Below are 25,663 nucleotides of genomic sequence, written 5' to 3' on the forward strand. Positions count from 1 at the left end.
TACACCCCATCGCATGACGAAAAACGCCGGAAAACTGCCCCTGCCGTCAATGCTTAGGGTCTGGGGCTTGCCGACTGATCAGGAAAAACTGTCGTAGCCGGCGCGGCCTTCGTCGAGCAGGCGGCGGATGACCGCGACGCCGTCGGCGACATCTTTCTGCCGGCGCGGCTGTGAGACGCCGAAGCGGACGCCGTGGAAAACCTGCTCGGAACGGCCGGCCTTGAACTCATCCTCGTCGTCGATGAGCACGCCTTGCGCCAGGCAGGCATTCTTGAAGGTGCCCGACAGCCAGGGATCCGGCAAGGTGAGCCAGACGAAGGGCACATTGTCCCTTATCCTGAAGTCAAACCCGGCCAGAGTCTCGCGTACCAAATGCAGACGCGCCTGGAACTCGGAAATGCAGCGCTTGCGGATCTCGCCGGCATGGCCGGACATCACCAGCCTCGTTCCGACCTCCGCCAGCAGGAAGGGCAGGCCGCCGGTCATCATCTTGTGCGCCACGCGGATGCGGTGGCGATAGGCGGGCGGACAGGAAAGCCAGCCGCCGCGCACGCCCGCCGCGACCGATTTCGACAGGCCGCCGGCGACAACGGTGCGCTCGGGCGCATATTCGGCAAGCAGCGGCGTCGGATCGTCGCTCAGTTTGCCGTAGAGATCGTCCTCTATCAGCACGACATTGTATTTACGCGCGATGCGCGCGATGGCTTGGCGCCGCTCCGCCGACAGCGTGACCAGCGTCGGGTTCTTCACCGTCGGCATCAGGAACATCATCTTCGGGTGTTTCTGCGCGCAGACCCGCTCGAAATCGTCGGGATCGATGCCGTCATCGTCAGCCGAAACAAGCGCGGTTCGACGTCCGATCAGCCCGGTGCTGCGCGAGATCTGCGAATAGGTGAGATGCTCGAAGACGATCGCGTCACCGGGTGTGGTGAGAGCGGCGATCGCCGCCATCACCGCCGCATGGGTGCCAAGCGTCGGCACGATGGAATCCGGCGAGGGGCTGAAGGAATTGCGTCTAAGCCAGCGGCTGCCGGCCTCATACCAGCGTTCGGGAAAGTCCCTGGTGTAGCTCGAAATCTCGTGCGGATGTTCCTGCGCCGTTCGCGCCAGAATTTCGGCGATGATGGCACCCTGACCGACATCGGGTGCCGCGGTGCTGTCGAAGCGCAGCTTGCCCGCCGGCGCGTCGATAGCGCGCGTGCCTTGGATGGCGGGCTCGAGATCCGTTTTTGGCGTTTCCGAGTGTTGCACGAGCACATAGGTGCCGCGACCGACCTCGCCGCTCACCAGGCCGCGTTCGCGCAGCAGCTGATAGGCCCTGCCGACGGTGCCGACGGTGGTACCGATGTCATAGGCGAGGTCGCGCTGCGGCGGCAGTTTCGCACCGGCATCGATGACGCCCCTGTCGATATCTGACTCAATGCTGTCAGCAAGGCGCTGATAGAGCGGACCGGAGCCAGTGGAGAGATCAGGGAGCCAATTTGTCATGGTGACAATTTTCTATATTGTACCGCGCGATGAGTCAATCCATATCGATTCCGCGGTTGGAGAGGTACAATTCAAACAAGGCAGAGCGATAATGGATACAATCGAGACAATTCGCTACGTCGAACCGGCATTTCCTGCGCGGACTAATCATCAGGGCCGCCGTAGCTTCGTCCGCCGCCTGGTGCTTGTGCTCCGTTCCATCGCCAAGCAGATCGGCCGAATGCTGGAGCGTCGGCGCGGCCGCCTTGCACTCATGGAGATGACGGACGACCAGCTCAAGGATATCGGCATCTCGCGCTGCGATGCCCATCGCGAAGGCATCCGGGCATTCTGGGAGTGAGGATCACTCGTCGAGTACGAGCTATCGTCGGCTCGATGCAATCCGGATCGCGGGCTTTCCCCGTAACCGGCCGATGCCGTGATCGACAAGCACGGCGAGCGCGCTCAATCCGATGAACAGGGCGGTGATGGCCAAAGCCGAAACGGCGACGCTGGCCGCGCCGTTCTTGGTTATGTCGAGGAACGGGTAGGGCACTTCGCTGGCGAATGGCGCGCGTATCAGTGCATAAGCGAGATAGGCGATCGGATAGATCGTCCACCAGGAGATATCGCGCCAGCGCGTCGTGCCATCCGCGCCGGCAATGAGCCACCACAGCACGAAGATCAGCGGTGTGATGTAGTGGAGCAGGACATCGCAAAGCAGGAACAGGCCCTGCGGTTGCCAAAGCCCCGCCAGCACGGTCGCATAGACGATGAAGACCAGCGTGATGGCGACCGCGACCCCAGCCCGCATGCGCGGTCCGGCGAAGGCCGGGAACCAGGCATAGCCGGCCGGCGAGACCAGCGCGGCATGCACCATCACGGCCGCGATATTGGTCAGGATGGTGAAAAAGCTGAAATAGAAGACGATCGAGCCGAGCAGGCCGCGGCCCGCCGCCATCGACGCCGGCATGGTGATGGCGAATTGCAGGACGAGCGCAATCAGCCCGACAACCAGTCCCGCGATCTGCAGAAACCGGCCCATGGCAATTTCACGCGGCAGCAGCGCAGGACGGATTGCCGGCCTGCCAGCGGGCGATATCGGAGCTGACGCGCGCGCCGAGCGGCTCATTCATCAGCGGTCCGAAAGCATCGACGCGGCTGGAATTGCCCTGCGCCTGCACGACCAGCAGCGGCTTGCCGCCATAATGCTTGGCGGGCACCAGCAGGAAGCGCGGCGTGCCGCTGTAGGAATTGAGCTCATTGGCCATCTGGTAGGCCTTGAACGCCGGGTCCTTGCTGGCGATCCAGCATTTATGCGCCGAGATGGCGACCTGTTCCATGGCGAGCAACGAGGCGCTCTTGCCCGACGGCACCGGCGTGGCCTTGGGGCTGGATTGGCAGGAAGCCAAGGCAAGCCCGGCGGCGGCCAGGAGAGCAAGGCGAGCAATCGTCAGTCTCATGGTCAGTCCGCCCCCGCGTTCTGGGAATTTTTAAGGATCAAGCAGCGATGCCGAGCGCGCTTTCGAACAGCGCCCGGCCGTCATTGCCGCCATGCGCCGCCTCGATCAGGTTCTCCGGATGCGGCATCAGGCCAAGCACGTTGCCCTTGTCGTTGACGATGCCGGCGATGTCGTTGATCGAGCCGTTGGGATTGGTGCCTTCGGCATAGCGGAACACCACCTGGCCTTCGCCTTCGAGCCGGGCAAGCGTCTCGGCATCGGCAAAATAGTTGCCATCGTGATGCGCCACCGGCGAACGGATGACCTGTCCGGGCTGGTAGCCGCGGGTGAACATGGTGTTGGCGTTGGCGATCTGGAGCTTCACCTGCCGGCAGACGAATTTCAGCGACGAATTGCGCATCAAGGCGCCGGGCAGCAGCCCCGCCTCGACCAGGATCTGGAAGCCGTTGCAGACGCCGATGACGGTGACGCCTTTGACGGCTTTCTCCGCGACCGCCCGCATCACCGGCATGCGCGCCGCGATCGCACCGCAGCGCAGATAGTCGCCGAAGGAAAAGCCGCCGGGGATGGCGATCAGGTCGACATCGGGGATTTCGGTGTCGGTCTGCCACACGGTCGCCGGCGCCTGGCCGGAAATCTTGGTCAGCGCCGCAATCATGTCGCGGTCGCGGTTGAGGCCGGGCAGGAGGACGACGGCTGATTTCATTTCGGTTCGTAAGACCTCTGGTTTTCGGCGAGTTCGCGCAATTCAAGGCGCTGCTCAATTCGTTCAAGACGCTGATCGATACGGCCTGTCATCGCGTAAATGTTGCTGATGTCCGTTTGTGTACCCAATGCCTGCAATCTGATCGCAACAATCTCGTGCTTGACCTCACCGAGACTGCTCTCAAGTCGATCCATTCGTGAATGAATTTTCGTGAGAAGTTCGTACATGAGTTCGTTCGTGACTTCAGGCATTCGTGCCTCCGGCACAACCTTAGGTAAGCGTCACACTATAGTTCTCAATCACCGTGTTCGCCAGAAGCCTGTCGCACATGGCCTTGAGATCGGCCTCGGCCTTGGCCTTGTCGGTTCCAGTGAGTTCGATATCGAACACCTTGCCCTGGCGCACCTGGCCGACGCCGTCGAAGCCCAGCCCGGAAAGCGCGTGCTCGATCGCCTTGCCCTGCGGGTCGAGGACGCCGTTCTTGAGGGTCACGGTGATACGGGCTTTCATCGACACTCCTGAGTGATAGTCATGCCTGACTGGTGATCGTGCGGGCGGCGGACCTGCCGTTGCCGGCAGGCCTCCTGGTAATCAGTGCTTCAGACCCTTGGGCGGCCCGGAGGAGGCGACGAGCACCGGACCCATCGGGCGCGGCGGCTCGTTCTCGTTGATGATGCCGAGGCGGCGGGCAACCTCCTGATAGGCCTCGACCAGTCCGCCCATGTCGCGGCGGAAACGGTCCTTGTCGAGCTTGTCCTGGGTCGCGACATCCCACAGCCGGCAGGAATCCGGCGAGATCTCGTCGGCGACGACGATACGCATCATATCGCCCTCGAACAGGCGGCCGCATTCGATCTTGAAGTCGACGAGCTGGATGCCGACGCCGAGGAACAGGCCGGAAAGGAAGTCGTTGACGCGGATGGCCAAGGCCATGATGTCGTCGATTTCCTGCGGGCTGGCCCAGCCGAAGGCGGTGATGTGCTCCTCCGACACCATCGGGTCGTCGAGCGCATCGGCCTTGTAGTAGAATTCGATGATCGAGCGCGGCAGCACAGTGCCTTCCTCGATGCCGAGGCGCTTGGACAACGAGCCGGCGGCGACATTGCGCACGACGACCTCGAGCGGGATGATCTCGACTTCCTTGATCAGCTGCTCGCGCATGTTGAGCCGGCGGATGAAATGGGTCGGGATGCCCATGCGATTCAAATGGTTGAAGATGTGCTCGGAAATGCGGTTGTTGAGCACGCCCTTGCCATCGACCACTTCGTGTTTCTTCTTGTTGAAGGCGGTGGCGTCGTCCTTGAAGAACTGGATCAGCGTGCCCGGCTCAGGTCCCTCATAGAGGATCTTGGCCTTGCCTTCATAAATGCGGCGGCGATTTTTCATTTGATTTTTCTCTGGATCTGCGGGCAGGCGGCAAGTGACCAGTTCCTGTCCGTCTGCCTAAATTAGTATGGCGACGGTGGCGTTCAATGCCGGTGTTATCGTAATCGCCCTGTTTGCTCAATCGCCAAATCCCGCGAATCAACCGCTTTCGGGACTGAAATGACGCAGCGCAGCATGCGACGAAGCATATTGACCGGCCGGCGGCCTTTTGATTTGTGCATGCCCATCACACATATTCACCGCCAAGCGAATCGGATTTGATCGGAGGGACGTCATGAGCAGCATGAAAGACCGCGAAGAGGGCTTCGAGCGCAAATTCGCCTTCGACGAGGAATTGCGCTTCAAGGCTTCGGCGCGCCGCAACAAGGCGCTTGGCCTGTGGGCCGCCGAGAAACTGGGCAAATCCGGCGCCGATGCCGAAGCCTATGCCAAGGAAGTGGTGGTTTCCGATATCGAGGAAGCGGGCGACCATGATGTCTTCCGCAAGATCCGCAAGGATTTCGACGCGGCCGGCGTCGACCAGTCCGATCACCAAATCCGCCGCACCATGGACGAGTTGATGGCGCAGGCGATCGAGCAGATCAAGAACACCTGAGGTTAGAGCGTTTCAGCGCTTCACAGAAACGCCGAACGCTCTATCTTTTTGTTTTAGGCAATTCCGGACGGAAAGCCGTTGCACGCTTTTCCTGGAATTGCTTGAGAGATGAGCATGATGCCGTGCGAAAACCGTTTCACGCTTTTCGGTACCATGCACTAGCTGGACCAATCGACCGCCCGGCCAAACCGGGCGGTTTTTCTTTGCCTTTGCCGCCGTTTCCGGCTGAAACTGCGGATTGTTAACAAGGAAAGTTCCGATGTCGCTCAAATCCCGCCTGGCCGCCGACGAAACGCTGTTCACCGCCTGGTCGGGCGTGCCGGACGCGCTGACCGTCGAGATCATCGCCAAGCAGGGTTTTGATGCGGTCACCCTCGACATGCAGCATGGCGGCCACCATGAGGACAGCGTGCTGCGCGGCCTTGTGCCGGTGCTGGCAGCCAACAAGCCGGCGCTGGTGCGCATTCCGGTCGGTCGCTTCGACATGGCGAGCCGCGCGCTCGATTTCGGTGCCGAGGCGGTGATCGCGCCGATGGTGAATTCGGTCGCCGATGCCAGGCAGTTCGCCGCGGCGATGAAATATCCGCCGCTGGGCGAACGCTCCTGGGGTCCGACCTATGCCTTTCCGCGCCACGGCAAGGGCGACCATGCCGAATGGCTGCGCGATTCGAACCAGCGCACCATGGCTTTCGCGATGGTCGAGACGCGGGCGGCATTCGAGGCGCTGGACGGCATTTTGGATACGCCCGGCATCGACGGCATCTTCGTCGGCCCGTCGGATTTCTCGATCGCCTGGTCGAACGGCACCACCGTCAATTCGACGCTGGAAAGCATGATGGAGACGGTCGCGTCGATCGCCGAGCGGACGCGCAAGGCCGGAAAGCATGCGGCGATCTACGTCGTCGAGCCGGCGGTTGCCGGCCGCGTCGTGTCGATGGGCTACCGGCTGCTCGCCATGGGCTCGGACCACGCGCTGATCTCGCTCGGCGCCAAGACGCTTTTGAAGAGCATGCGGGATTCGATCGGCGCCTGACGCGGCGCCGAGCTCAGGGTTGCTTCAGCTCCGTCAGGAACTTGGCGAAAGTCATCGAACCTTCCGGCCATGGGCCGAAACCGGCGTCCTGGTTGAGATGGCCGGCCTCGCCGGCGTCGATGAAAAGCGATCCCCAGGCGGCGGCAATGTCCTCTGCGATCTCGAAGGCGCAGAACGGGTCGTTGCGGCTGGCGATCACGACGGATGGAAAGGGCAGGGGATCGCGCGAATAGGGGCCAAAGGTCATCAGATGCCTCGGCCTGATTTCCGGATTGGAGACATCCGGCGGCGCCACGAAGAAGGCGCCGGCGACCGGCTTCTTGAATTGCGGGATGGCCTGCACTGCCGCTGCGACGCCAAGCGAGTGCGCAACGAGCACCACCGGCCGCTCGGCTTCGTTGACGGCGTTCGCCACGCTCGCGGTCCAGTCCTCGCGCACCGGCTTCGTCCATTCCGCCTGCTCGACCCGGCGCGCCGTCGACAGTTTCGACTGCCAACGGGTCTGCCAATGCTCGGGGCCGGAATTGGTGTAGCCCGGCACGATCAAGATATCAGTGTCTTTGACTTTCATGGCGCGGATGTAGCGAGCAGTCTTTCCGCCTGCAACCCTGTGGTAACATCAGGTGCGATCACAATTGTGAACACCTTGTTCGGTTCTTGCTGTCTTGTGTGAACGATCGCGATCGACGATTTGGAGAGGGAACAAGGAATAATAGCTGGCGGCCTCGAAAATCCCCTACCGGAAACAAGTGCCGCCTGAACGGAGAATTTGATGAGCGAACTGCCTTTTGCCGCGACAACCCCGGTCAGCGTGTCGCGCGTCGGGTTGAAGGCGCGCGATGCCGAGAGCCTTGCCGCCTATTACCGCGCCGTTGTCGGCCTGCAGGAACTGAGCCGCGCCGACGGGGCGATCACGCTTGGCGCCGCCAACCGTCCATTGCTTGTGCTCGAGCCGGATTCTTCGGCCAAGCCGGACGATCCGCGCAGTGCCGGCCTTTTCCATACCGCTTTCCTTTTGCCGTCGCGCGCCGATCTTGGCCGTTGGATCAGCCACGCCGCCGCCAGCCACATCGGCATCGAAGGCGCCTCGGACCATCTGGTCAGCGAGGCGCTTTATCTGACCGACCCGGAGGGCAACGGCATCGAGATCTATGCCGACCGCCGCCCGCAGGACTGGAAATGGAACGGCGACCGTATCGCCATGGCGACCGAGCGGCTGAACCTGCCGGCGGTGGTCGGCAGCGTACCGGCGGGCGATGCCGGCTGGCAGGGCGCGCCGGAAAACACCATTGTCGGCCATGTGCACCTGCGCGTCGGCCGGCCGGAAGATGCGGAAGCCTGGTGGCATGACGAATTCGGCTTCGACACCGTCGCCAAATATGGCGGCCAGGCCGTGTTCCTGTCGTCCGGCCATTACCACCACCATATCGGCGCCAATGCCTGGCAGAGCGCCGGCGCCGGCCGCCGCGATCCATCTCGCTCGGGTCTCGCCTGGGTGGAGATGCGCTCGGACAATGTGAAGGCCGAGACGAGCCGTGAGGATCCGTGGGGCACGGTGATCAAGACCGTGCCGGGCAAGGCGTGAGCGGGGGCGTTGACGGCAACTTCCTTCTCCCCGTGAACGGGGAGAAGGAAAGGTCAAGCTTCTCCGAATACCCGCTTGAAGATCGTGTCGACGTGCTTCGTATGATAGCCGAGGTCGAATTTCTCGCGGATCTCGGCTTCGGGCAGCGCGGCCGTGACGTCCTTGTCGGCCAGCAGTTCCTCGAGGAAATCGGCGCCGTGTTCCCACACTTTCATGGCGTTGCGCTGCACCAGCCGGTAGGCGTCCTCGCGTGACAGGCCGGCCTGGGTCAGCGCCAGAAGCACGCGCTGCGAATGCACCAGCCCGCGGAACTTGTTGAGGTTCTTCTCCATATTTTCGGGGTAGACGAGCAGCTTGTCGACGACGCCGGTGAGGCGTGTCAGGGCGAAATCCAGCGTCACCGTCGCGTCCGGCCCGATCATGCGCTCGACCGAGGAATGCGAGATGTCGCGCTCATGCCAGAGCGCCACGTCTTCCATGGCGGGCATCGCATAGGCGCGCACCATGCGGGCAAGGCCGGTGAGGTTCTCCGTCAGCACCGGATTGCGCTTGTGCGGCATCGCCGACGAGCCCTTCTGCCCCGGCGAGAAATACTCTTCCGCCTCCAGCACTTCGGTGCGCTGCAAATGGCGGATTTCGGTGGCGAGGCGTTCGACCGACGAAGCGATGACACCGAGCGTGGCAAAGAACATGGCGTGCCGGTCGCGCGGGATCACCTGGGTCGACACCGGCTCCGGCTTCAGCCCGAGTTTTGCCGCCACATGCTCTTCGACATAAGGCTCGATGTTGGCGAAGGTGCCGACGGCGCCGGAAATGGCGCAGGTGGCGATGTCTTCCCGCGCGTGCACCAGCCGCTCGCGGCAGCGCGAGAATTCGGCATAGGCCTGCGCCAGCTTGACGCCGAAGGTGGTGGGCTCGGCATGGATGCCGTGACTGCGGCCGATGGTGACGGTGTCCTTGTGCTCGAAGGCGCGGCGCCTTAGCGCCGCAAGCAGGGCGTCGATATCGGCGAGCAGGATGTCGCTGGCCCGCGTCAACTGGACTGCAAGGCAGGTGTCGAGCACGTCCGACGAGGTCATGCCCTGGTGGATGAAGCGGGCATCCGGCCCGACGAATTCGGCAAGATGGGTCAGGAAAGCGATCACGTCATGCTTGGTGACGCGTTCGATCTCGTCGATCTTTGCGACATCGAATTTGGCGGCGCCGCCTTTTTCCCAGATCGTCCTTGCCGCTTCTTTCGGGATGACACCCAGCTCCGCCAGCGCATCGCAGGCATGCGCCTCGATCTCGAACCAGATGCGGAAGCGGGTTTCGGGCGACCAGATGGCGACCATTTCCGGCCGGGAATAGCGAGGGATCATCCGTTTTTCGAGTCCTGCTGGGAAAAGTGTTGGCCGCGTCCTAACAGAGGCAGGCCCGATGCTCAACGCCGCTGCCGCGCAAACCAGATGCTTGCCGCGACAAGCGCTGCAAAACCCAGCGGAAAATAGAGCCGCACGCCAAGCACGACGAACTGGTAGAGCGCGGTCAGCATGGTGAAGGCGAATTCGAATGCCCAGGTCAGCGTGAGCGCCGGCGCATGCCACTCGGCGTAATAGGAACGGTATTGCAGCGCGAACAGGCCGCCGGTGAAGGCCAGTGTCGTCGCCAGAAGCGATACGAATGCCGCGGCAAAGGCTGTTTCCCAATGACGGCCGTGAGAAACCAGCCTGGCGAGCGTCAGCCCAGCCGGGAAGGCGAGCATGCCGCCAAGGACATAAAGCAGCGCAACGAAACGGATCCGGTCGGATGTTTCCCAGGCGGCCAGCAGATTTGTCAGCGCGCTGGCGCCCATGGCGATGCCCCACAGCAAGCTTCCAGCAGCAGCCTCGCTTGCCGACGGAACAGCAACGCGCAACAGATCCTTGACGCCGTTGCGCAAGGGGGCTTGCTGCAGAGGCGTCATAGGCGGCAAGCCATATCGCGCGCCGCGTGACCGGGCTTCATTGGTTTGACGTCTGTCTCATGCGCGTCATGCCTATCACGCCATGGTGAACGAGACGTGCCGCGCAATGCATCCAATCCGGCGTTCATTTGTTATTGTCGGCCGTCTCGCATCCGAAAGGGCAAATCGCCATCCAGCGGAGGACCAGCATGAGCACCGAAATCAGCAAGATACGCGGACATATGGAAGTGATCGGCGCCGATGGCGTCCATATCGGCACAGTCGACAAGGTCGAGGGTGAGCGGATCAAGCTGACCAAGGCCGACAGCGGCATGGGCTCGCACAAGGACCATAACCATTACATTTCGCTCGCCCTGGTCGCCGAGATCGAGGGACAGAAGGTATGGCTGTCGGCGAATTCGGATGTCGCCGTCACCTTCGAGGAAGAAAAATCCGATCCGACTTGATTGGCCGTCAACGCGACGACCAGACCGGAAACAGATCGCCGTCGGCGGGCGTCGCAGCGTGGACGCCGCGGCTGATCGCGCGCGCCATGGTCGCGCCGGCCGCCGCGAACAAGTCGATCGCGGCATCGGCGTCGAGCTCGATGCCGCTTCTGCCTGTCGCCAGTGCGAAGACGAGATCGCCGTCCGCCGGCGTATGGGTCGGCCAAATGGCGCGGGCGAAACCGTCATGCGCCGAAATCGCCAGCCGCTTGGCCGCCGCCTTGGTCAGGACGGCGTCCGTGGCGATGACGGCGATGGTGGTGCTGGCGCCCTCGGCCTCGCCGCCGACGTGCATGTCGCGGTATTTCAAAAGGATCTTCCTGGCGTCCTCGGGCAGTGGTGCGGGATAGCCCAGGCCGCCGAACTCGTCGCCGATCTCGAAGGGCGCCGCCCAGAAGTGGCGGCCGCGGCCGACCGTCACCGAGCCGGTCGGGTTGACGGCGGCAAGCGCACCGACCGTGACGCCGCTGTCGAGCACGGTCGAGGCGGAGCCCAGTCCGCCTTTCAGTCCGGAAGTCAGCGCGCCGGTACCGGCACCCGCCGTGCCGACGGCGAAATCCACCGTTGCCGCCTGCACAGCCTCATAGCCGAGCTCGCGATAGGGCGGATAGCGGCCCCAATCCTTGTCGCCGCCATTGCGCAGGTCGAACAGGATCGCGGCCGGCACGATCGGCACGTGGAAGCCACCGACCTCGACGCCGATGTTTTTCTCGCGCAGCGCCGCTTGCACGCCCGACGCCGCGTCGAGGCCGAAGGCGGAGCCGCCGGACAGAACGACGGCATGGATCGTCGCGATAGAGTTCTGCGGCTCGAGCAGGTCGGTTTCGCGCGTGCCCGGCGCGCCTCCCAGCACCTGCACGCCGGCCACGGCAGGCTCGTCGCACAGCACCACCGTGACGCCGGATTTCAGCCTGGCGTCGGCGGCATTGCCGACGCTCAAACCCGCAACGTCGGTGATCAGGTTGCGCGGACCGGTGCGGAACATCACTTGTCCTCCAGCGGCACGAAATGCGTCCCGTCGAAGCTGAAGACGCGAAACGGGTTCTGGCTGAGGTCGCCCTTGTCGTCGAAGCGGATTGTGCCGATCGCGGTGGTGAAATCGTGGCCGGCCAGCGCTTCATTGAGCGGCTGGCCGGAGCTTTCTGCGCCGGCCAGCGCGGCCTTGGCGATCTCCACCGCCGCATAGGACGGCAGCGTGTAGCCGTCCGGCGCAATGTTCCTTGCGCCGAAGGCCTGCACGATCTTGGGGTCGGCGACCTCCGACCATTCCGGTGGCGCGATCATCAGCGTGCCGACGGTATAGGGCACGTCGCCCGGCGGCGTGCGCAGGTTTTCGCCACCGGCAAAGGTGATGCCGGCGTTGAGCTGGGCGGCGTCGCGGCCCATGATGGCGACGTCGTCTCCGTCGCCGCCGGCAAACACCTTGGTCGCGCCGGCCTTCTTCAAACGGCCGATCAGCCCGATCTGGTTGTCGAGCTGCGGCCTGAACGTGTCAGTGAAGACCGGCTTCAAGGCAGCCTGCTCGGCCACGGCGCGAAAAGTCTCTGCCATCTCGCGGCCATAGATGGTGCCGTCATCGATGATGGCGAACAGGTCGTCGCGCCAGAGCTGGGTGAGCTTAGCGGCGACCGCATTGCGCTCGTCGTCGCCGCGCGGGCCGAGCCGGTAGACCTCCCAGCCGGTCTTGGCGCGCCGGTCGGTCAAGCTTTCGGTGCGCACGCCGACGGTGATCACCGGAATGTTGGCGTCCTTCAGGATCGGCAGCGCGGCCTCGATCGCATCGGTGCAGAGAAAGCCTACCACCACATTGACCTTGGCGTCGACGAATTCCTTTGCCGCCGCGGCGCCGCCATCGGCGGTGCAGGCGTCGTCGACGGCCTTGATCGCGATGCCGTTGGCCTCCGCCGCCAGCCCGGCGCCGGCCTCGACCTGCTTGCCTAGGATCGCCGACGGGCCGGAAAGCGGTGCGGCAACGCCGACCAGCGTCTCGGCGTCGGCGCTCGCGGCCAGCCAAAACAACGCGGCTGTCGCCGTCGTCAGCGCGGCTATTGTCGTCGTCAAAAGGCGCATTCGGGCGAAGAGGTCCTCCGTGCCGGGCGTATAGTCCCGACACTATTGCAGCAAAGACCTAAAGGCTGGCTAAGCGCCGCGCAACACGCGAATTTGCGGATTGCGGTCAAGCACTTCGCCCGTGCTATGCAACTTGTGACGTGCAATATGCCGCCATATATAACGAGCTTGTTCTGACAGGTGGATCATCGGGTGCTGAAGATCAACGACATCGGGCCGCAGCACTATCGCGATGCGATGGCGCATTTTGCCGGCCACGTGCATGTGGTGACGACGGATGGGCCCGCCGGCAAACGAGGCGCGACGGTGATTGCCGCCTGTTCGGTCTCCGACACGCCGCCGACGGTGCTGGTCTGCCTCAACCGCGAGAACGCCAAGAACGAAGCCTTCATCAAAAACGGCAAGTTCGCGCTCAACACTTTGGCAGCGGACCAGGAAGCCGTTTCGGTCGGCTTTTCCGGCATCACCGGTTTGCCGGCCGACGAGCGCTTCGCGCTTGCCGAATGGGATGTGATCTCCACCGGCGCGCCGACGTTGAAAGGCGCGCTGGCCGTGTTCGACTGCGAGATTATCGACAGCAAGGATTTGGCCACCCATCGTGTGCTTTTTGGCAAGGTGACAGGCCTGCGCATCGGCGATAATTTGCGGCCGCTGATCTATCACAACCGCGGCTATCACGTTCTTTGAAACGGGCGGCGGGATCCACGGAGACAAGATGACCGCGCCGCGCCCCGCGCCGAAATCGATCGACGAAACCCTCGATCTTTTGACCGGCGCGGACTATGTCGCTGACCGTTCGCTGGCAACGGTGCTGTTTCTTTCGCTGCGCATGAAGCGGCCCTTGTTCCTCGAAGGCGAGGCGGGCGTCGGCAAGACCGAGATCGCCAAGGTATTGGCCGAGGCGCTCGGCCGCCGGCTGATCCGCCTGCAATGCTATGAAGGGCTCGACGTCTCCTCGGCCGTCTATGAATGGAATTATGCCGCCCAGATGATCGAGATCCGCATGGAGGAGGCGGCGGGCAAGGTCGTGCGTTCCGATATGGAGCGCAACGTCTTTTCCGAAAAATACCTGATCCGCCGCCCGGTGCTCGACGCGCTGACCGGCAAGGTTGGCGCCGCGCCGGTGTTCCTGATCGACGAACTCGACCGCACGGACGACGCGTTCGAGGCGTTCCTGCTCGAGATCCTGTCGGACTTCCAGGTTACGGTTCCCGAGCTTGGCACGATCAAGGCCGAAGAGCCGCCGATCGTCATCATCACCACCAACCGCACGCGCGAGATCCACGATGCGCTGAAGCGGCGCTGCCTTTATCACTGGGTCGACTACCCGAACGCCGAGCGGGAACTGGAGATCGTGCGGCGCAAGGTGCCGCAGGCGAACCGCCGGCTGTCGGCGGAGGTCGTGTCCTTCATCCAGAAGCTGCGCCAGGTCGAGCTGTTCAAGGCGCCCGGCGTCGCCGAGACGATCGACTGGGCCGGCGCGCTGACCGAGCTCGACAAGGTGGCGCTCGATCCGGAAACCGTGTCGGACACGATCGGCGTGCTTTTGAAATATCAGGACGATATCGCCCGCATCGGCGAGGGCGAGGGCCGGCGGATCCTCAATGAGGTGAAGGCCGAGCTTTCGGCGGCGGAGTAGGCGCCATGCCCATGCCGCGTCCGGAACCCAGGGAGGCGCTTGCCGACGGGCGCATCGCCGACAACATCGTCTATTTCGCCCGCGCCTTGCGCAAGGCCGGCATGCGCGTCGGCCCCGCCTCGGTGAAGGACACCATCGAGGCGGTGCTTGCCGCCGGCATCGGCTCGCGCGACGATTTCTACTGGACGCTGCATGCGGTGCTCGTCTCGCGGCATGAGGATCATCCGGTCTTCGACGAGGCCTTCCGCCTGTTCTGGAAGTCGCGCGAGCTGATCGAGAAGCTGCTGGCGATGTTTTCGCCGGTGGCGCCCGACGATCGCGAAAAGCAAAAGCCGCGGGCGGCCGAGAACCGTGTCAGCCAGGCGATGTTCGAAGGTCATCACAAAAACCAGCCGGCGCGGGAAGTGCCGGAGATAGACGTCGATGCGCGCCTCACCTTTTCCGGCAACGAGGTGCTGCGCGGCAAGGACTTTGCCCAGATGGACGCCGGCGAAATGGCCGAAGCCAAAAAGGCGATCATGGCCTTGCGGCTTCCGTTCGATCTTGTCCGCACGCGGCGCTTCAGAGCCGACGCGCAGGGACGCCGAATCGATCCGCGCGCCATGATGCGCTCGGCCGCACGCACCGGCGGCCAGCTTATCCTGCCGAAATTCCGGTCGCCGCGCGAAGTGCATCCGCCGCTGGTGGTGCTGGCCGACATTTCGGGCTCGATGAGCCAGTATACCCGCATCTTCCTCCACTTCCTGCATGCCCTGACGGAAAAGCGCCGCCGCGTGCATGCCTTCGTCTTCGGCACGCGGCTGACCAACCTGACCCGCCAGATGCGCCATCGCGATCCGGACGAGGCGCTTGCCGAATGCTCGGCGGCGGTGAAGGACTGGTCGGGCGGCACCCGCATCGGCGATACGCTTGCCGAATTCAACCGGCTGTGGTCGCGGCGTGTGCTGGGGCAGGGCGCCGTGGTGCTTCTGATCACCGACGGGCTGGAGCGCGACGATGTCAGCGGCCTGTCGGAGGAGATGGAGCGGCTGCGCAAATCCTGCCGGCGGCTGATCTGGCTCAATCCGCTTTTGCGCTTCGACGGCTTCGAGGCGCGCGCCCGCGGCGTCAAGGCGATGCTGCCGCATGTCGACGAGTTCCGGGCGGTGCACAATCTCGACGCGCTGGCCGATCTTTGCGCCTCGCTCGACCGGCGCCCGGCGGCCGCGGTCGATCCGCGCCGCTGGCTGCAAACTGGCGGGAGGCGCGCCGCGTAGCCATATGTTCCCTCGTAGGGGAAACTAAAGTTTCCCTTAGGGAGAACTAAAATTCCGCTTGGGAAAACTAAAGTTTCCCATGAAAAACAGACTTTGTGAGAAGCTACGATGGATGAGAGCATTTATCTCGATGAGGCCCGCGATCCTCTGATCATCGCGGAAGGCTGGATGAAGGACGGCAAGGATGTCGCCATCGCGACCGTGGTCGAGACCTGGGGTTCGGCACCGCGTCCGGTCGGCAGCCATCTGGTCATCGACGCCGAGGGGAATTTCCATGGCTCGGTTTCCGGCGGCTGCGTCGAGGGCGCCGTGGTGACGGAGGCGATGGACGTCATCGGCTCGGGCAAGGCCAGGATGCTGGAGTTCGGCGTTGCCGACGAAACCGCCTGGCAGGTGGGGCTGTCCTGCGGCGGCCGCATCAAGGTCTATGTCGAGCGGCTGGGCTGATCATTGATGGATCCATATGTTCTCAAGACACTGAACGAAGAACGCCGCGCCCGCCACGCCGCGGTGCTGGTCACTGACCTCGGCGATGGTCGCGACCGCATCGTGCGCGAGGGCGATGCGGTGGTTGGCGATCTGGGAGCGGCGATCGCCAGCGCGTTCCGCACCGGCAATTCGCGGTCGGTGGAGGCGGAAGGACGGACCTTCTTTCTCAATGCGCATCTGCCGCGCCCGCGCCTCGTGGTGATCGGCGCGGTCCACATCAGCCAGGCGCTGGCGCCGATGGCCAGGATCGCCGGCTATCCCGTCGAGATCATCGACCCGCGCACCGCCTTCGCCACCCCGGAACGCTTTCCCGACGTCGCGCTGCATGCCGAATGGCCGCAGGATGTGCTGACGCGCGCGCCGCTCGACAGCTACACCGCGCTTGCGGCCGTCACCCACGATCCGAAGATCGACGATTTCGCGCTGAAGGCTGCGCTCGACGCCCGATGCTTCTATGTCGGGGCGCTTGGCAGCCGCAAGACCCACGCCAAGCGCATCGAACGCCTGCTGGCGCTCGGCGCCGGCGCCGACCAGATCGCCCGCATCCACGCGCCGATCGGTCTCGATATCGGCGCGGCCAGCCCAGCCGAGATCGCTGTCGCGGTGCTTGCGCAAACCATCCACGCCTTCCGCTCGCGCGGTCTCGAAGCAAAAGGCGCCGTGGCGTGAAATTCGGGCCGGTTCCGATCGACGAGGCGGAAGGGGCGGTGCTGGCGCATGCGACGGCCGCCGGTGAAAAGCGGTTCCGCAAGGCGCATCGGCTGAGCGGCGAGGATGTCGCGGCGCTCAAGGCGGCGGGCGTCGGCGAAGTCGTCGCGGCGGTTCTTGGCCGGGACGATCTCGGCGAGGATGCCGCTGCCGCCAAGATCGCGGCCGGCATGAGCCACCGCAATATCGAGGTCAAGCCGGCGGCGACCGGACGGGTGAACCTGCATGCAGGGGCCGCAGGCGTCTTTACTGTCGACGCCAGGATGATCGATGCCATCAATGCCGTCGATCCGGCCATCACCATCGCGACGCTGGCGCAGCACGCGCCGGTCGAGAAAGGCCAGATGGTGGCGACGGTGAAGATCATCCCCTTTGCCGTCGCCGCGAGCCTGGTGGACAGAGTGGTGGAGATTTGTGCCGGCGGCGAGATCTTTGCCGTCAACGCCTATCGCCCCATCAATGTCGGCGTCATCCAGACGGTGCTTCCAGGCGTCAAGCCGAGCGTGCTCGACAAGACGCTGCGCGTCACCGAGGCGCGGCTGGTGCGCTCCGGCGGACGGCTGACGGCCGAGCGGCGCACGCCGCATGAGGTTGCGCCCGTCGCGGCGGCCGCGACAGCGCTGGCGCGCGACAATGACATGGTGGTGATCTTCGGCGCCTCGGCGATGAGCGATTTCGCCGATGTCGTGCCGGCTGCGATCGAACGCGCTGGGGGTACCGTTATCCGCGCGGGCATGCCCGTCGATCCCGGCAATCTGCTGGTGCTGGGAACGCTCGATGGCAAGCGCGTCGTCGGCGCACCTGGATGTGCGCGCAGTCCGAAGGAGAATGGCTTCGACTGGGTGTTGGACCGCCTGATTGCCGGGCTCGAGGTGACGGCTGGCGATATCGCCGGCATGGGCGTCGGCGGGCTCTTGATGGAAATACCGACCAGGCCGCAGCCGCGCGAGCCTGCGCCGCAGCCGGCAAGGGCTGCGCTGAAAGTCGATATCGTGCTTCTGGCCGCCGGCCGTTCGAGCCGCATGGGCGGGCCGAACAAGCTCCTGGCGCTTTTCGACGGCGAGCCGCTGGTGCGCCGCGCCGCGGCGCGCGCGCTGGGCTCGAAGGCGGCAAATACCATCGTCGTCACGGGGCACCAGCGCGAGCGCGTGCGTTCGGCGCTTGGCGGCCTTGAGGTGAAACTCGCCGACAATCCGGATTTCGCCGATGGCCTGGCTTCGTCGCTGAAGGCGGGCATCGCACGGGTTGCGCCCGACGCGGCCGGCGCCATGATCGTGCTCGGCGACATGCCCGGCGTCTCGTCGAAGGATCTCGACAGCCTGATCGACGCGTTCCGCCGTTCCGGCGGTCACGCCGTGGTGCGCGCCTCGCACCAGGGCAAACGCGGCAATCCGGTGCTCCTGCCGCGATCGCTTTTCGCGGCCGTCGCGCAACTCGAAGGCGATACCGGTGCGCGCCATCTGGTCGAAGCCGAGGGGCTCGACGTCATCGATGTCGAGATCGGACAGGCCGCCTCGATCGACGTCGACACGCGCGAGGCGCTGGAAGGGGCGGGCGGCGTCCTGCAGGATTGACAAACCGAAGCCGAATTCCGCATGGCTCTCGGCATGTCTTTCCGTTTCCGACTTTTCTTCGCCCTGGCAACAGCATTTTCCCTCTCGGCCGCCGAGGGGCAGGCGCTTTCGCTAAAACCCTTCAAGGACGACCTCTTCGCCTATCCGGCTGCGCTGTCCACCAGCGACAATGGCGCCTACACCGTCCTCGACTATCACGAGATGCGCGACATCAACCAACGCGATGAGGTGCCGGAAAGACGCGTTCGTGCCCAGTATACCGATCCCGGCGTGCGCAAGGTCCAGCAGGACCTGATGCTGAAGACCGATGTCGGCGACATCCGGCATGTCGCGGTGGGCAGGACGGAAGGCGCTTCCATCATCGTGCTTTACCTGCACGGGCAGGGCGGCAGCCGCAAGCAAGGTGTCGACGACTTCACCTTCGGCGGCAATTTCAATCGCATCAAGAACCTGATGGCCGTCAATGGCGGGCTCTATCTTTCGCCGGATTTCCCCGATTTCGGCGACAATGGCGCGGCGCAGGTGGCTGCGTTGATCGATCACTATGCCCAAGCATCGCCGGGCGCGAAAATCTTCGTCGCCTGCGGCTCGATGGGCGGCATAATCTGCTGGAAGCTCGCCGCGCGCAAGGATACGGGCGGCCGCATCGACGGCCTGCTGCTGCTCGGCTCGCTATGGGACGACAGCTTTCTGACCAGTCCCGCCTTCAAGCGCCGCGTGCCGGTGTTCTTCGGCCAAGGCAGCCATGACGTGGTCTTCCCAGTGGAGAAGCAAGAAGCCTTCTTCCGCTCCATCCTGGCCAAGAAGTCCTATCCGACCCGCTTCGTGCGCTTCGAGACCGGCACCCACGGCACGCCGATCCGCATGGTCGACTGGCGCGGCACGCTGAACTGGATGCTGACGAAAGCGCCGTGACTTTCCGGTGTTACGGCGCGCTGTTGTAGTCGATGACCGTCTGCGGATTTTGCTCGCCGTCATAGGACGCATCGACATCATACTGGACGAGCGAGAAATTGCCGTTGCGGAACAGGTAGGTTCCCGATGACCAGGCATCCCCCACGCCACGCCATTTATCGGATGTGGTGATGGTTTTCGTGGTGTCGTCATAGTCTGAGTTGGTCGCCCAGCCGCTGGTCTTGAAACCAATGATGTGGATCGACTCGACCTTGCCTTCGCTGTTGTTGTTCTCGTAGCGGATATCGAGCTCCGGCTCGGTGAACTGCAACTGGGTCACGCCGTTGACGTCATCAGCGATGTAGTAGACCGCCGTCTCGTTGTAGGCGGCCATCGAGCAGAAGAAGCGGAACAGCCGCGTCTCGCGCTCCGGATCGTTGGGCTGAGCGTCCTTGTCCTTGTAGCGGATGGAATGGGCTGTCGGTTCGCCGACGGGCTTGCCCTCGGGATCCTCCTTGTCGCACTGGCCGCCGTAGGTGGCGAGGAAGGCTTTCCTGGCCTGTTCCAGTGCCTCGTCCTTCTTCGGCGGCGGCGGGCCGTCGCCGCAGCTTGCCGGCACGGCGCTGTCGAAATCCTCGGTCGACGGTTTTAGCGCGCCCTTGTCGATGAATATCGGCTGGAACGGCGGCTCCTGGATCTGCGCATTGACCTGGCGGACCGTGTAGCAGCCGGCGAAAACCTTAGCCTCGCCCTTCTTGTCGGTCGCCTGGATGGCGACCGGGACATTGTAATAGATGCTGCCGGCCGCCCCTTCGTCCGATACGGCGCCAGTCTTCACGTCCACCGTGTCGGTGCCGTCATAACCTTTGACGAAAGCAGCAAAATCCTTTGCCGGCTTTGTATCGCCGAAATAACCCCAGGCGCGGGCGAATTCGTGGCGGTTAATGGCGCTGTAAAGCGAGCGGACGACCGCATCGGCGCTGGACCTGTCGTCAATGTAAGGGGCGTCAGCCGTCCAGGCAGACTGTGTCAGGCCAGCCAGGGAAAAGAAAACAGTCGCTGCGAAAGTGGCGCTTTTCATCGAATCCTCCCCTCGATAACGAAAATACTACCATCGCGATTGCGGCGACGCGGTGACGCCGAGACATGACTGCTTGAAGAATCGTGGCCGGAGGCGCTAGGTCACGGCCCGCGGCGCTGGGGCCGCCTGGGAGATTAGCCGTGACCATTTCCATGTACGATATATCGGTGGGCGTCTTTTCCGCTCGGCTGAAGGCGCTGGCCAGCGTCTTGGCGACGGCGGAGCAGAATGCCGACGAGCGCAAGATCGATCCGCAGGTGTTCCTTACGGCGCGGCTGGCGCCTGACATGTTCGCTTTGGCGAGGCAGGTCCAGATCGCCACCGACCATGCCAAGGGCGCTCCGTCGCGGCTCGCCGGCCGCGAGGTGCCGAAATACGAGGACAATGAAGCGAGCTTTGCCGAACTACAGGCTCGAATCGCCAAGACGCTCGATCATCTGGCGTCGTTCGCCGCGGCCGATCTGGAGGGATCGGAGGACAGGACGGTCGAAGTGAGGCTCGGCGGACGCGAAACCACGCTGCCCGGTCTGCAATACCTGCTGCACCTGGCGATGCCGAACTTCTATTTCCATGTCACAACGGCCTACGACATCCTGCGCCACAACGGCGTGCCGCTCAGCAAGCAGATTTTTCTGGGAAATCGTTGACAGGACAATGATTTAGGTTTCCCGGCGCCGCCGGGAAACCGCTTTGCCGGCCGAACCTTGTTTGATGCATGTCGTTGTCCCGAAACTGCGGCACGCTTTCGGGCGACATGTATCAGCGGATCGACATTTCGCGCGCAATGCGCGGAAAATCCGCCGGCTTGATGCCGATATCGGCGCGGTCTCTATTGCTCATCGCATTCAGAAGCGCGAGCGCCGTACGGTAACGCTGGTGTTCCTGCGGCCTCGGACGAGCGAACATTTCAGTGAAGAACCCCATGACTAAGTTGCCCCGTTGGTCCTCCCGAGACCACAGTATACGTGATTTGTAAAAATTGTGCAGTGCAGCAATTGCATAGCTGCCATGCCGCACGAATTTTTTCGGTTTTCCGTGAAACTTTTCGGCAGGCTCGACCGTAGGCACGGTGCCGGCACATGGCTGGCTTTTTCCTCGCCACTCCTGGCGACCTTGCCGGACTGCACGAAAAATGCAGTCCGGCTTTTTATTCGATGTCTCCGGTACGGGTAAAAGCCGGCAATGGTTAACGTCGCCAGAATTCATTTTTAACGAGAGCGCCCTATGGTCAGCGGTATCAACGCATGCCGTCACCACAGGGAGGCTGAGATCGGCACCGGGAACAAGCTCGATTTCGCTTCGTTGCTCGACGACCTGATCGTCGCCTCGGAGAAAGGCGAGGAAGAGAGCGCCCGGCCATCGATCCCGTTCGACTATCTGTCGGTGGCCGACGAATTGCATTCCGGCCGTATCCAGGTCGCCGGGGAGAGCGTCGCCGCCGAGTATCGCGAGTCAGGCGCCGACCTTGCCGCTGAGTTCGCCGCGCTTCTCGACCAGGCAAAACTGGCGCTTGCCGGCGAAGAGCATCGGCCGGAGGAAATGCTGCCGCCGATCGATCCCGAAGCGATTGCCGGCGAGCTTGGCCTCGACCGTCCGACCAAGAATGCCGATCTCGGCCGCATCCGCCGCAATTTCGCCTTCGCCAACCATCCGGACCGGGTCGCCCCGCATCTGCGCCAGCGCGCCATGATCCGCATGCAGGTGGCCAACATGCTGATCGACGAGGCGAAGCGGCGGGCGCTGGCGGCCACCCGTCGCTAGCCGCGCGGAATTCACTTAAAAGTCTGAGGTTACTGGGCTTGGAGAAACTCCGGCCTTTGCTTTATGCTTGAACTTCCTCCCCGCGCAGCCGCGCAAGACCTCCCGCCGGAGACATTCCATGCACAAACGCCGCCTTGGTCGGACCGATCTCCTTGTTTCGCAAATCTGTCTCGGTTCGATGACCTGGGGTCAGCAGAACACCGAAGCCGAAGGCCATGCGCAGATGGATCTGGCGTTTTCGCGCGGGGTGAATTTCATCGACACGGCGGAGCTTTACCCGATCCCGCCCAAAGCGGAGACGCAAGGGCGAACCGAGAAGATCATCGGCAGCTGGATCAAGGCCAACGCCAACCGCGACAAGGTCATCCTTGCCTCGAAAGTGGTCGGCCGCACGGCCAACATCTGGTTCCGCGGCGATCGTCCGTCGAAGCTGGTGCGCGCCGACATTTTCGACGCGGTCGAGAAGTCGCTGGCGAAGCTCGGCACCGATTATATCGACCTCTATCAGATCCACTGGCCGGACCGTGACATTCCGTGGGGCTCGAACCCGACGCGCGTCGGAGCGGTGGGGCGCCGGGCCGACGCCGCGACCGCGCCCGCCGGCGAAACGCCGATCGCCGAAACGCTCGCCGTCTTCGGGGAACTGGTGAAGGCTGGGAAAATCCGCCATCTCGGGCTGTCGAACGAAAGCTCCTGGGGGGTCATGCGCTTCCTCACGGAGTCCGACAAAGGCGCCGGTCCGCGCGTCGCCTCGCTGCAGAATGCCTACAACCTCGTCAACCGCACCTTCGAGGTGAACCTTGCCGAAGTCTGCGAGCGCGAAGAGATCGCGTTTCTTCCCTATTCGCCGTTGGCGCAAGGCTATCTCACCGGCAAATACGATCACGGCGCGCGGCCGCAGGGTTCACGCTCGCAGCTCTTCAACCGCGGCCAGCGTTATGAGACGCCGAATGCGGCCGAGGTTCAGCTCGAATACAATGAGCTGGCACGCTCCTTCGGCATGGAGCCGGCGCTCTTCGCCAACGCCTATGTATCAAGCCGGTCCTTCGTGACCGCGAACATCGTCGGCGCGACCAGCGTCGCGCAGCTCGATATGGCGTTGTCCTCAGCCGGTGTCACTTGGACGCAAGAGATGCAAAAGGCAGTCGATGCCATCCACCAGCGTGTCGGCAATCCGTGTCCGTGACCGGGGATCGTTTAAAAAACAAAGGGATGGAGACGATGTCGGAATTTCCGATCGAGACCGTGCGCGGCAGATTTCCGGCGCTTTCGCTGACCGACAAAGGGCGCCGGCGCATCTATCTCGACAATCCAGCCGGCACGCAGGTGCCGCAGGCGGTGGCGGACGCGGTATCGCGCTGCCTGATCAACGCCAACGCCAATCTGGGCGGCTTCTTCGAAACGACGGTCGCGGCGCAGCAAGTGGTTGACGAGGCGCATGCCGCGATGGCCGATTTCCTCAACGCCGCGAGTGTCGAGGAGATCGTCATCGGCGCCAACATGACGACGCTGACCTACCACATGTCGCGCACGCTCGGCCGCACGATGAAGCCGGGCGACGAGATCATCGTCACGCGCATGGACCATGAAGGCAATGTCTCGCCCTGGCTGCAGCTTGCCGACGATCTCGGTCTCGTCGTGCGCTTCCTGCCGTTCGACGAACAGAGCTGGCAGGTGGAGGAGGCGGCGCTCGAGGCGCTGCTTTCGGAGAAGACGCGGCTCGTCGCGCTGAATTATGCCTCGAACCTCACCGGCTCGATCAATCGCGTGCAAGCGCTGACGGCGATCGCCAGGCAAGCCGGCGCGCTGGTCTATGTCGATGCCGTGCAGTTCGCGCCGCATGGGTTGATCGACGTGCAGGCGCTCGGCTGCGATTTCCTGGTCTGCTCGGCCTATAAATTCTTCGGGCCGCATATGGGCATATTGTGGGGCCGCCGCGACGTCATCGACGCGCTGAAGCCTTACAAATGCCGCTGCTCGTCGAACAGGCTGCCGGAGCGGTTCGAGCTTGGCACGCCGCAGATCGAGCTGATGGCCGGGCTGACGGCGGCAATCGACCATTTCGCCGATCTCGGCGCAGCCGTTGGCGAGACCGGGTCGCGGCGGCAGCGGATCGCAAAGGCGTTCGAGGTGTCGATCGCGTACGAGAACGCGCTGGCCCGGCAACTGATCGAAGGCCTGTCCGATATCGAGGGCCTGGTCATCCGCGGCATCACCGATCCGGAACGCCTTGCCGAGCGGGTACCAACCGTTTCCTTCACCGTCGAAGGCATCGCGCCGGAAACGATCGTGCGGCAGATGAATGCCGAAAACATCTTCCTGTGGTCAGGCCACAATTATGCGTGGGAGATCGTCCACCAGCTCGCCATACCGGCCGAGCAAGGCGTCGTGCGCATCGGCATTGCCCATTACAACACGGCAGCCGAGATCGAGGAGACGCTGGAAAGCGTGCATCGCGTGATCGCGATGCTGAGGCAGCAGCGCTCTTAGAACCGGCTAACCCTGCTTGCCGCCGAAGCCGTTCAGGAACGCGGTAAGGTTGTCGCCGAGCGCATCGCAGAGATAGCCGCCTTCCTGGACGATGACCGTCGGCAGGCCGAGCCCGGCAATCGCCTCACCGATGCGCGAGAAGCCTGGCGTCGTCACCGACAGACCGCCGAACGGATCGCCTTCGAAGGCGTCGAGGCCGAGCGCCACGACCAGCGCTTCGGGCGCGAAGGCGCGGACGCGTCGGAAGGCCGTCTCCAGCGCTTCAAGAAAGGCCGCGTCGCCGGACTTGCGCGGCAGCGGCAGGTTGAGATTGTAGCCGAGGCCCGCGCCTTCGCCGCGCTCGTCGGCATGGCCCCAGAAGAACGGATAGAAGCGCACCGGATCGGCGTGCAGCGAGACGGTCAGCACGTCGGAACGGGCGTAGAATATGCCTTGCGTGCCGTTGCCGTGGTGCAGGTCGACATCGAGGATGGCGACGCGGGCGGCGTTCTTTCGCAGCACGTGCGCCGCGACCGCCGAATTGTTGATGAAACAGAAGCCGCCGGCGACGTCGGCGAAGGCGTGGTGGCCGGGCGGGCGGCAGAGAGCGTAGGCCGAAAGCGCACCCGCCATCACGTCTTCGGCCGCTTCCACTGCGCTCCAGGCGCTCCACAGCGCGCTATCCCAGGTCTCGGCCGAGATCGGGCAGGCGGTATCGGCCATGTGGTAGCCGGCCTGGCCGACCGCCGAGGCGGGATAGGCGCCGTTGCGGGCGATCGGGTGGATGTTCGGGATGACTTCCGCCGAGGCGCCTTCGATACGCTGCCAGCGCGCGAAGATGTACTCGAGGAAGTCGAGATATTCGGGCGTATGCACCGCCGCGATCGGGCCAAGGCCATGATTCCTCGGACGTTCGATCGTCAGACCGGCCGATCCTGCGCCGGCTAACAATATTTCGACTCGCTCCGGCTTTTCCGGGTTGGGCTGCGGCGCGCCGCTGGAGAGGAAAGCCTTGGGATCATGGCGTTTCTGCTCTTCGGCATAGAAGGCTTTCATC

31 protein-coding genes are annotated in these 25,663 nt (G+C 63.7%); 16 read left to right on the plus strand and 15 right to left on the minus strand.

The features are described from left to right. Positions 1 to 78 precede the first annotated feature (78 nt). On the minus strand, positions 79 to 1,488 hold the full coding sequence (locus tag AC0L2L_RS05450; protein WP_473576736.1) for an aminotransferase-like domain-containing protein: 1,410 nt from the start codon (positions 1,486 to 1,488) through the stop codon (positions 79 to 81). Between AC0L2L_RS05450 and AC0L2L_RS05455 the strand changes: the two genes are divergently transcribed. Continuing rightward, positions 1,487 to 1,828: a DUF1127 domain-containing protein gene (locus AC0L2L_RS05455; RefSeq protein ID WP_473576737.1), complete on the plus strand. Its 342-nt coding sequence runs from the start codon at positions 1,487 to 1,489 to the stop codon at positions 1,826 to 1,828. The two genes, AC0L2L_RS05450 and AC0L2L_RS05455, sit on opposite strands and share 2 nt — an antisense overlap. 21 nt (positions 1,829 to 1,849) lie before the next feature. Here AC0L2L_RS05455 and AC0L2L_RS05460 read toward each other — a convergent pair whose 3' ends face one another. The 6 genes from AC0L2L_RS05460 to purC form a co-directional block, all read right to left on the minus strand. Continuing rightward, a complete protein-coding gene (locus AC0L2L_RS05460; RefSeq protein ID WP_473576738.1) occupies positions 1,850 to 2,512 on the minus strand; it encodes a Pr6Pr family membrane protein in 663 nt (220 codons plus the stop codon). Positions 2,513 to 2,519: 7 nt separating this feature from the next. Beyond that, a complete protein-coding gene (locus AC0L2L_RS05465; RefSeq protein ID WP_473576740.1) occupies positions 2,520 to 2,930 on the minus strand; it encodes a hypothetical protein in 411 nt (136 codons plus the stop codon). A 37-nt stretch (positions 2,931 to 2,967) separates the two neighbouring features. Continuing rightward, entirely contained in the window at positions 2,968 to 3,636 is a 669-nt protein-coding gene (gene purQ / locus AC0L2L_RS05470; protein ID WP_473576741.1) for a phosphoribosylformylglycinamidine synthase subunit PurQ, read from the minus strand. Continuing rightward, positions 3,633 to 3,887, minus strand: coding sequence for a hypothetical protein (locus AC0L2L_RS05475; RefSeq protein WP_473576742.1), 255 nt, complete (start codon positions 3,885 to 3,887; stop codon positions 3,633 to 3,635). Before AC0L2L_RS05475 ends, purQ begins: the two co-directional genes overlap by 4 nt. Positions 3,888 to 3,906: 19 nt before the next feature. Further along, on the minus strand, positions 3,907 to 4,146 hold the full coding sequence (gene purS / locus AC0L2L_RS05480) for a phosphoribosylformylglycinamidine synthase subunit PurS (protein ID WP_473576743.1): 240 nt from the start codon (positions 4,144 to 4,146) through the stop codon (positions 3,907 to 3,909). Positions 4,147 to 4,227: 81 nt separating this feature from the next. Continuing rightward, complete coding sequence (gene purC, locus AC0L2L_RS05485; RefSeq protein ID WP_473576744.1) at positions 4,228 to 5,022, minus strand: phosphoribosylaminoimidazolesuccinocarboxamide synthase; 795 nt, start codon at positions 5,020 to 5,022, stop codon at positions 4,228 to 4,230. A gap of 274 nt (positions 5,023 to 5,296) precedes the next feature. Between purC and AC0L2L_RS05490 the strand changes: the two genes are divergently transcribed. Further along, complete coding sequence (locus AC0L2L_RS05490) at positions 5,297 to 5,617, plus strand: DUF1476 domain-containing protein (protein ID WP_473576745.1); 321 nt, start codon at positions 5,297 to 5,299, stop codon at positions 5,615 to 5,617. A 259-nt stretch (positions 5,618 to 5,876) separates the two neighbouring features. Further along, positions 5,877 to 6,650, plus strand: a complete 774-nt coding sequence (locus AC0L2L_RS05495; RefSeq protein WP_473576746.1) for an HpcH/HpaI aldolase family protein — start codon at positions 5,877 to 5,879, stop codon at positions 6,648 to 6,650. Between the two features lie 13 nt (positions 6,651 to 6,663). Here the strand turns inward: AC0L2L_RS05495 and AC0L2L_RS05500 are convergent, their stop codons facing one another. Continuing rightward, positions 6,664 to 7,221, minus strand: a complete 558-nt coding sequence (locus AC0L2L_RS05500; RefSeq protein ID WP_027166390.1) for an RBBP9/YdeN family alpha/beta hydrolase — start codon at positions 7,219 to 7,221, stop codon at positions 6,664 to 6,666. A gap of 201 nt (positions 7,222 to 7,422) precedes the next feature. On the opposite strand from AC0L2L_RS05500, the gene AC0L2L_RS05505 reads away from it, so the two are divergent. After that, positions 7,423 to 8,235, plus strand: coding sequence for a VOC family protein (locus tag AC0L2L_RS05505; RefSeq protein WP_473576747.1), 813 nt, complete (start codon positions 7,423 to 7,425; stop codon positions 8,233 to 8,235). A 53-nt stretch (positions 8,236 to 8,288) separates the two neighbouring features. On the opposite strand, the gene purB is transcribed toward AC0L2L_RS05505, so the two are convergent. Together purB and AC0L2L_RS05515 are read right to left on the minus strand one after the other, a co-directional pair. Then, positions 8,289 to 9,596 carry an adenylosuccinate lyase gene (purB, locus tag AC0L2L_RS05510; RefSeq protein ID WP_473576748.1) on the minus strand — a complete coding sequence of 436 codons (1,308 nt, stop codon included), beginning with the start codon at positions 9,594 to 9,596 and terminating at the stop codon, positions 8,289 to 8,291. 62 nt (positions 9,597 to 9,658) lie between these two features. Continuing rightward, positions 9,659 to 10,180: a hypothetical protein gene (locus AC0L2L_RS05515; RefSeq protein ID WP_473576749.1), complete on the minus strand. Its 522-nt coding sequence runs from the start codon at positions 10,178 to 10,180 to the stop codon at positions 9,659 to 9,661. Between the two features lie 188 nt (positions 10,181 to 10,368). On the opposite strand from AC0L2L_RS05515, the gene AC0L2L_RS05520 reads away from it, so the two are divergent. Further along, positions 10,369 to 10,626: a DUF2171 domain-containing protein gene (locus tag AC0L2L_RS05520; protein ID WP_473576750.1), complete on the plus strand. Its 258-nt coding sequence runs from the start codon at positions 10,369 to 10,371 to the stop codon at positions 10,624 to 10,626. 7 nt (positions 10,627 to 10,633) lie between these two features. Here the strand turns inward: AC0L2L_RS05520 and AC0L2L_RS05525 are convergent, their stop codons facing one another. Together AC0L2L_RS05525 and AC0L2L_RS05530 are read right to left on the minus strand one after the other, a co-directional pair. After that, positions 10,634 to 11,650 (minus strand): P1 family peptidase, encoded by a 1,017-nt coding sequence (locus tag AC0L2L_RS05525; protein WP_473576752.1) that lies wholly within the window; start codon positions 11,648 to 11,650, stop codon positions 10,634 to 10,636. Then, the gene (locus AC0L2L_RS05530) at positions 11,650 to 12,735 is read right to left on the minus strand and encodes a branched-chain amino acid ABC transporter substrate-binding protein (protein WP_473576753.1); all 1,086 of its coding nucleotides are present in this window, start codon (positions 12,733 to 12,735) and stop codon (positions 11,650 to 11,652) included. Before AC0L2L_RS05530 ends, AC0L2L_RS05525 begins: the two co-directional genes overlap by 1 nt. 192 nt (positions 12,736 to 12,927) lie before the next feature. On the opposite strand from AC0L2L_RS05530, the gene AC0L2L_RS05535 reads away from it, so the two are divergent. The 7 genes from AC0L2L_RS05535 (at position 12,928) to AC0L2L_RS05565 (ending at position 19,316) form a co-directional block, all read left to right on the plus strand. Further along, positions 12,928 to 13,422: a flavin reductase gene (locus tag AC0L2L_RS05535; RefSeq protein WP_473576755.1), complete on the plus strand. Its 495-nt coding sequence runs from the start codon at positions 12,928 to 12,930 to the stop codon at positions 13,420 to 13,422. A gap of 28 nt (positions 13,423 to 13,450) precedes the next feature. Beyond that, entirely contained in the window at positions 13,451 to 14,374 is a 924-nt protein-coding gene (locus AC0L2L_RS05540) for an AAA family ATPase (protein WP_473576756.1), read from the plus strand. A 5-nt stretch (positions 14,375 to 14,379) separates the two neighbouring features. Then, on the plus strand, positions 14,380 to 15,630 hold the full coding sequence (locus AC0L2L_RS05545; protein ID WP_473576757.1) for a vWA domain-containing protein: 1,251 nt from the start codon (positions 14,380 to 14,382) through the stop codon (positions 15,628 to 15,630). Positions 15,631 to 15,738: 108 nt separating this feature from the next. Continuing rightward, entirely contained in the window at positions 15,739 to 16,077 is a 339-nt protein-coding gene (locus AC0L2L_RS05550; protein ID WP_140722749.1) for an XdhC family protein, read from the plus strand. A 6-nt stretch (positions 16,078 to 16,083) separates the two neighbouring features. Then, entirely contained in the window at positions 16,084 to 16,788 is a 705-nt protein-coding gene (locus AC0L2L_RS05555) for an XdhC family protein (RefSeq protein ID WP_473576758.1), read from the plus strand. Then, the gene (locus AC0L2L_RS05560; protein ID WP_473576760.1) at positions 16,785 to 18,401 is read left to right on the plus strand and encodes an NTP transferase domain-containing protein; all 1,617 of its coding nucleotides are present in this window, start codon (positions 16,785 to 16,787) and stop codon (positions 18,399 to 18,401) included. The genes AC0L2L_RS05555 and AC0L2L_RS05560 overlap by 4 nt, the downstream gene beginning before the upstream one ends. 33 nt (positions 18,402 to 18,434) lie before the next feature. Next, positions 18,435 to 19,316, plus strand: a complete 882-nt coding sequence (locus AC0L2L_RS05565; RefSeq protein WP_473576761.1) for an alpha/beta hydrolase — start codon at positions 18,435 to 18,437, stop codon at positions 19,314 to 19,316. A 10-nt stretch (positions 19,317 to 19,326) separates the two neighbouring features. On the opposite strand, the gene AC0L2L_RS05570 is transcribed toward AC0L2L_RS05565, so the two are convergent. After that, positions 19,327 to 20,376, minus strand: a complete 1,050-nt coding sequence (locus AC0L2L_RS05570; protein ID WP_473576763.1) for a DUF1176 domain-containing protein — start codon at positions 20,374 to 20,376, stop codon at positions 19,327 to 19,329. Positions 20,377 to 20,516: 140 nt separating this feature from the next. Between AC0L2L_RS05570 and AC0L2L_RS05575 the strand changes: the two genes are divergently transcribed. Then, positions 20,517 to 21,023 (plus strand): DUF1993 domain-containing protein, encoded by a 507-nt coding sequence (locus AC0L2L_RS05575; RefSeq protein ID WP_027166375.1) that lies wholly within the window; start codon positions 20,517 to 20,519, stop codon positions 21,021 to 21,023. 112 nt (positions 21,024 to 21,135) lie between these two features. On the opposite strand, the gene AC0L2L_RS05580 is transcribed toward AC0L2L_RS05575, so the two are convergent. Continuing rightward, entirely contained in the window at positions 21,136 to 21,300 is a 165-nt protein-coding gene (locus AC0L2L_RS05580) for a YjiS-like domain-containing protein (RefSeq protein WP_084508044.1), read from the minus strand. A gap of 300 nt (positions 21,301 to 21,600) precedes the next feature. Between AC0L2L_RS05580 and AC0L2L_RS05585 the strand changes: the two genes are divergently transcribed. The 3 genes from AC0L2L_RS05585 (at position 21,601) to AC0L2L_RS05595 (ending at position 24,627) form a co-directional block, all read left to right on the plus strand. Beyond that, entirely contained in the window at positions 21,601 to 22,137 is a 537-nt protein-coding gene (locus tag AC0L2L_RS05585; protein ID WP_473576764.1) for a hypothetical protein, read from the plus strand. 118 nt (positions 22,138 to 22,255) lie between these two features. Then, positions 22,256 to 23,323, plus strand: a complete 1,068-nt coding sequence (locus AC0L2L_RS05590) for an aldo/keto reductase (protein WP_473576765.1) — start codon at positions 22,256 to 22,258, stop codon at positions 23,321 to 23,323. A 35-nt stretch (positions 23,324 to 23,358) separates the two neighbouring features. Then, entirely contained in the window at positions 23,359 to 24,627 is a 1,269-nt protein-coding gene (locus AC0L2L_RS05595; RefSeq protein ID WP_473576767.1) for a cysteine desulfurase-like protein, read from the plus strand. Between the two features lie 6 nt (positions 24,628 to 24,633). Here the strand turns inward: AC0L2L_RS05595 and AC0L2L_RS05600 are convergent, their stop codons facing one another. Further along, positions 24,634 to 25,662: a histone deacetylase family protein gene (locus tag AC0L2L_RS05600; RefSeq protein WP_473576768.1), complete on the minus strand. Its 1,029-nt coding sequence runs from the start codon at positions 25,660 to 25,662 to the stop codon at positions 24,634 to 24,636. Between the last annotated feature and the right edge of the window lies 1 nt (position 25,663).

The sequence above is a fragment of the Mesorhizobium sp. WSM4832 genome (genome assembly GCF_055811115.1).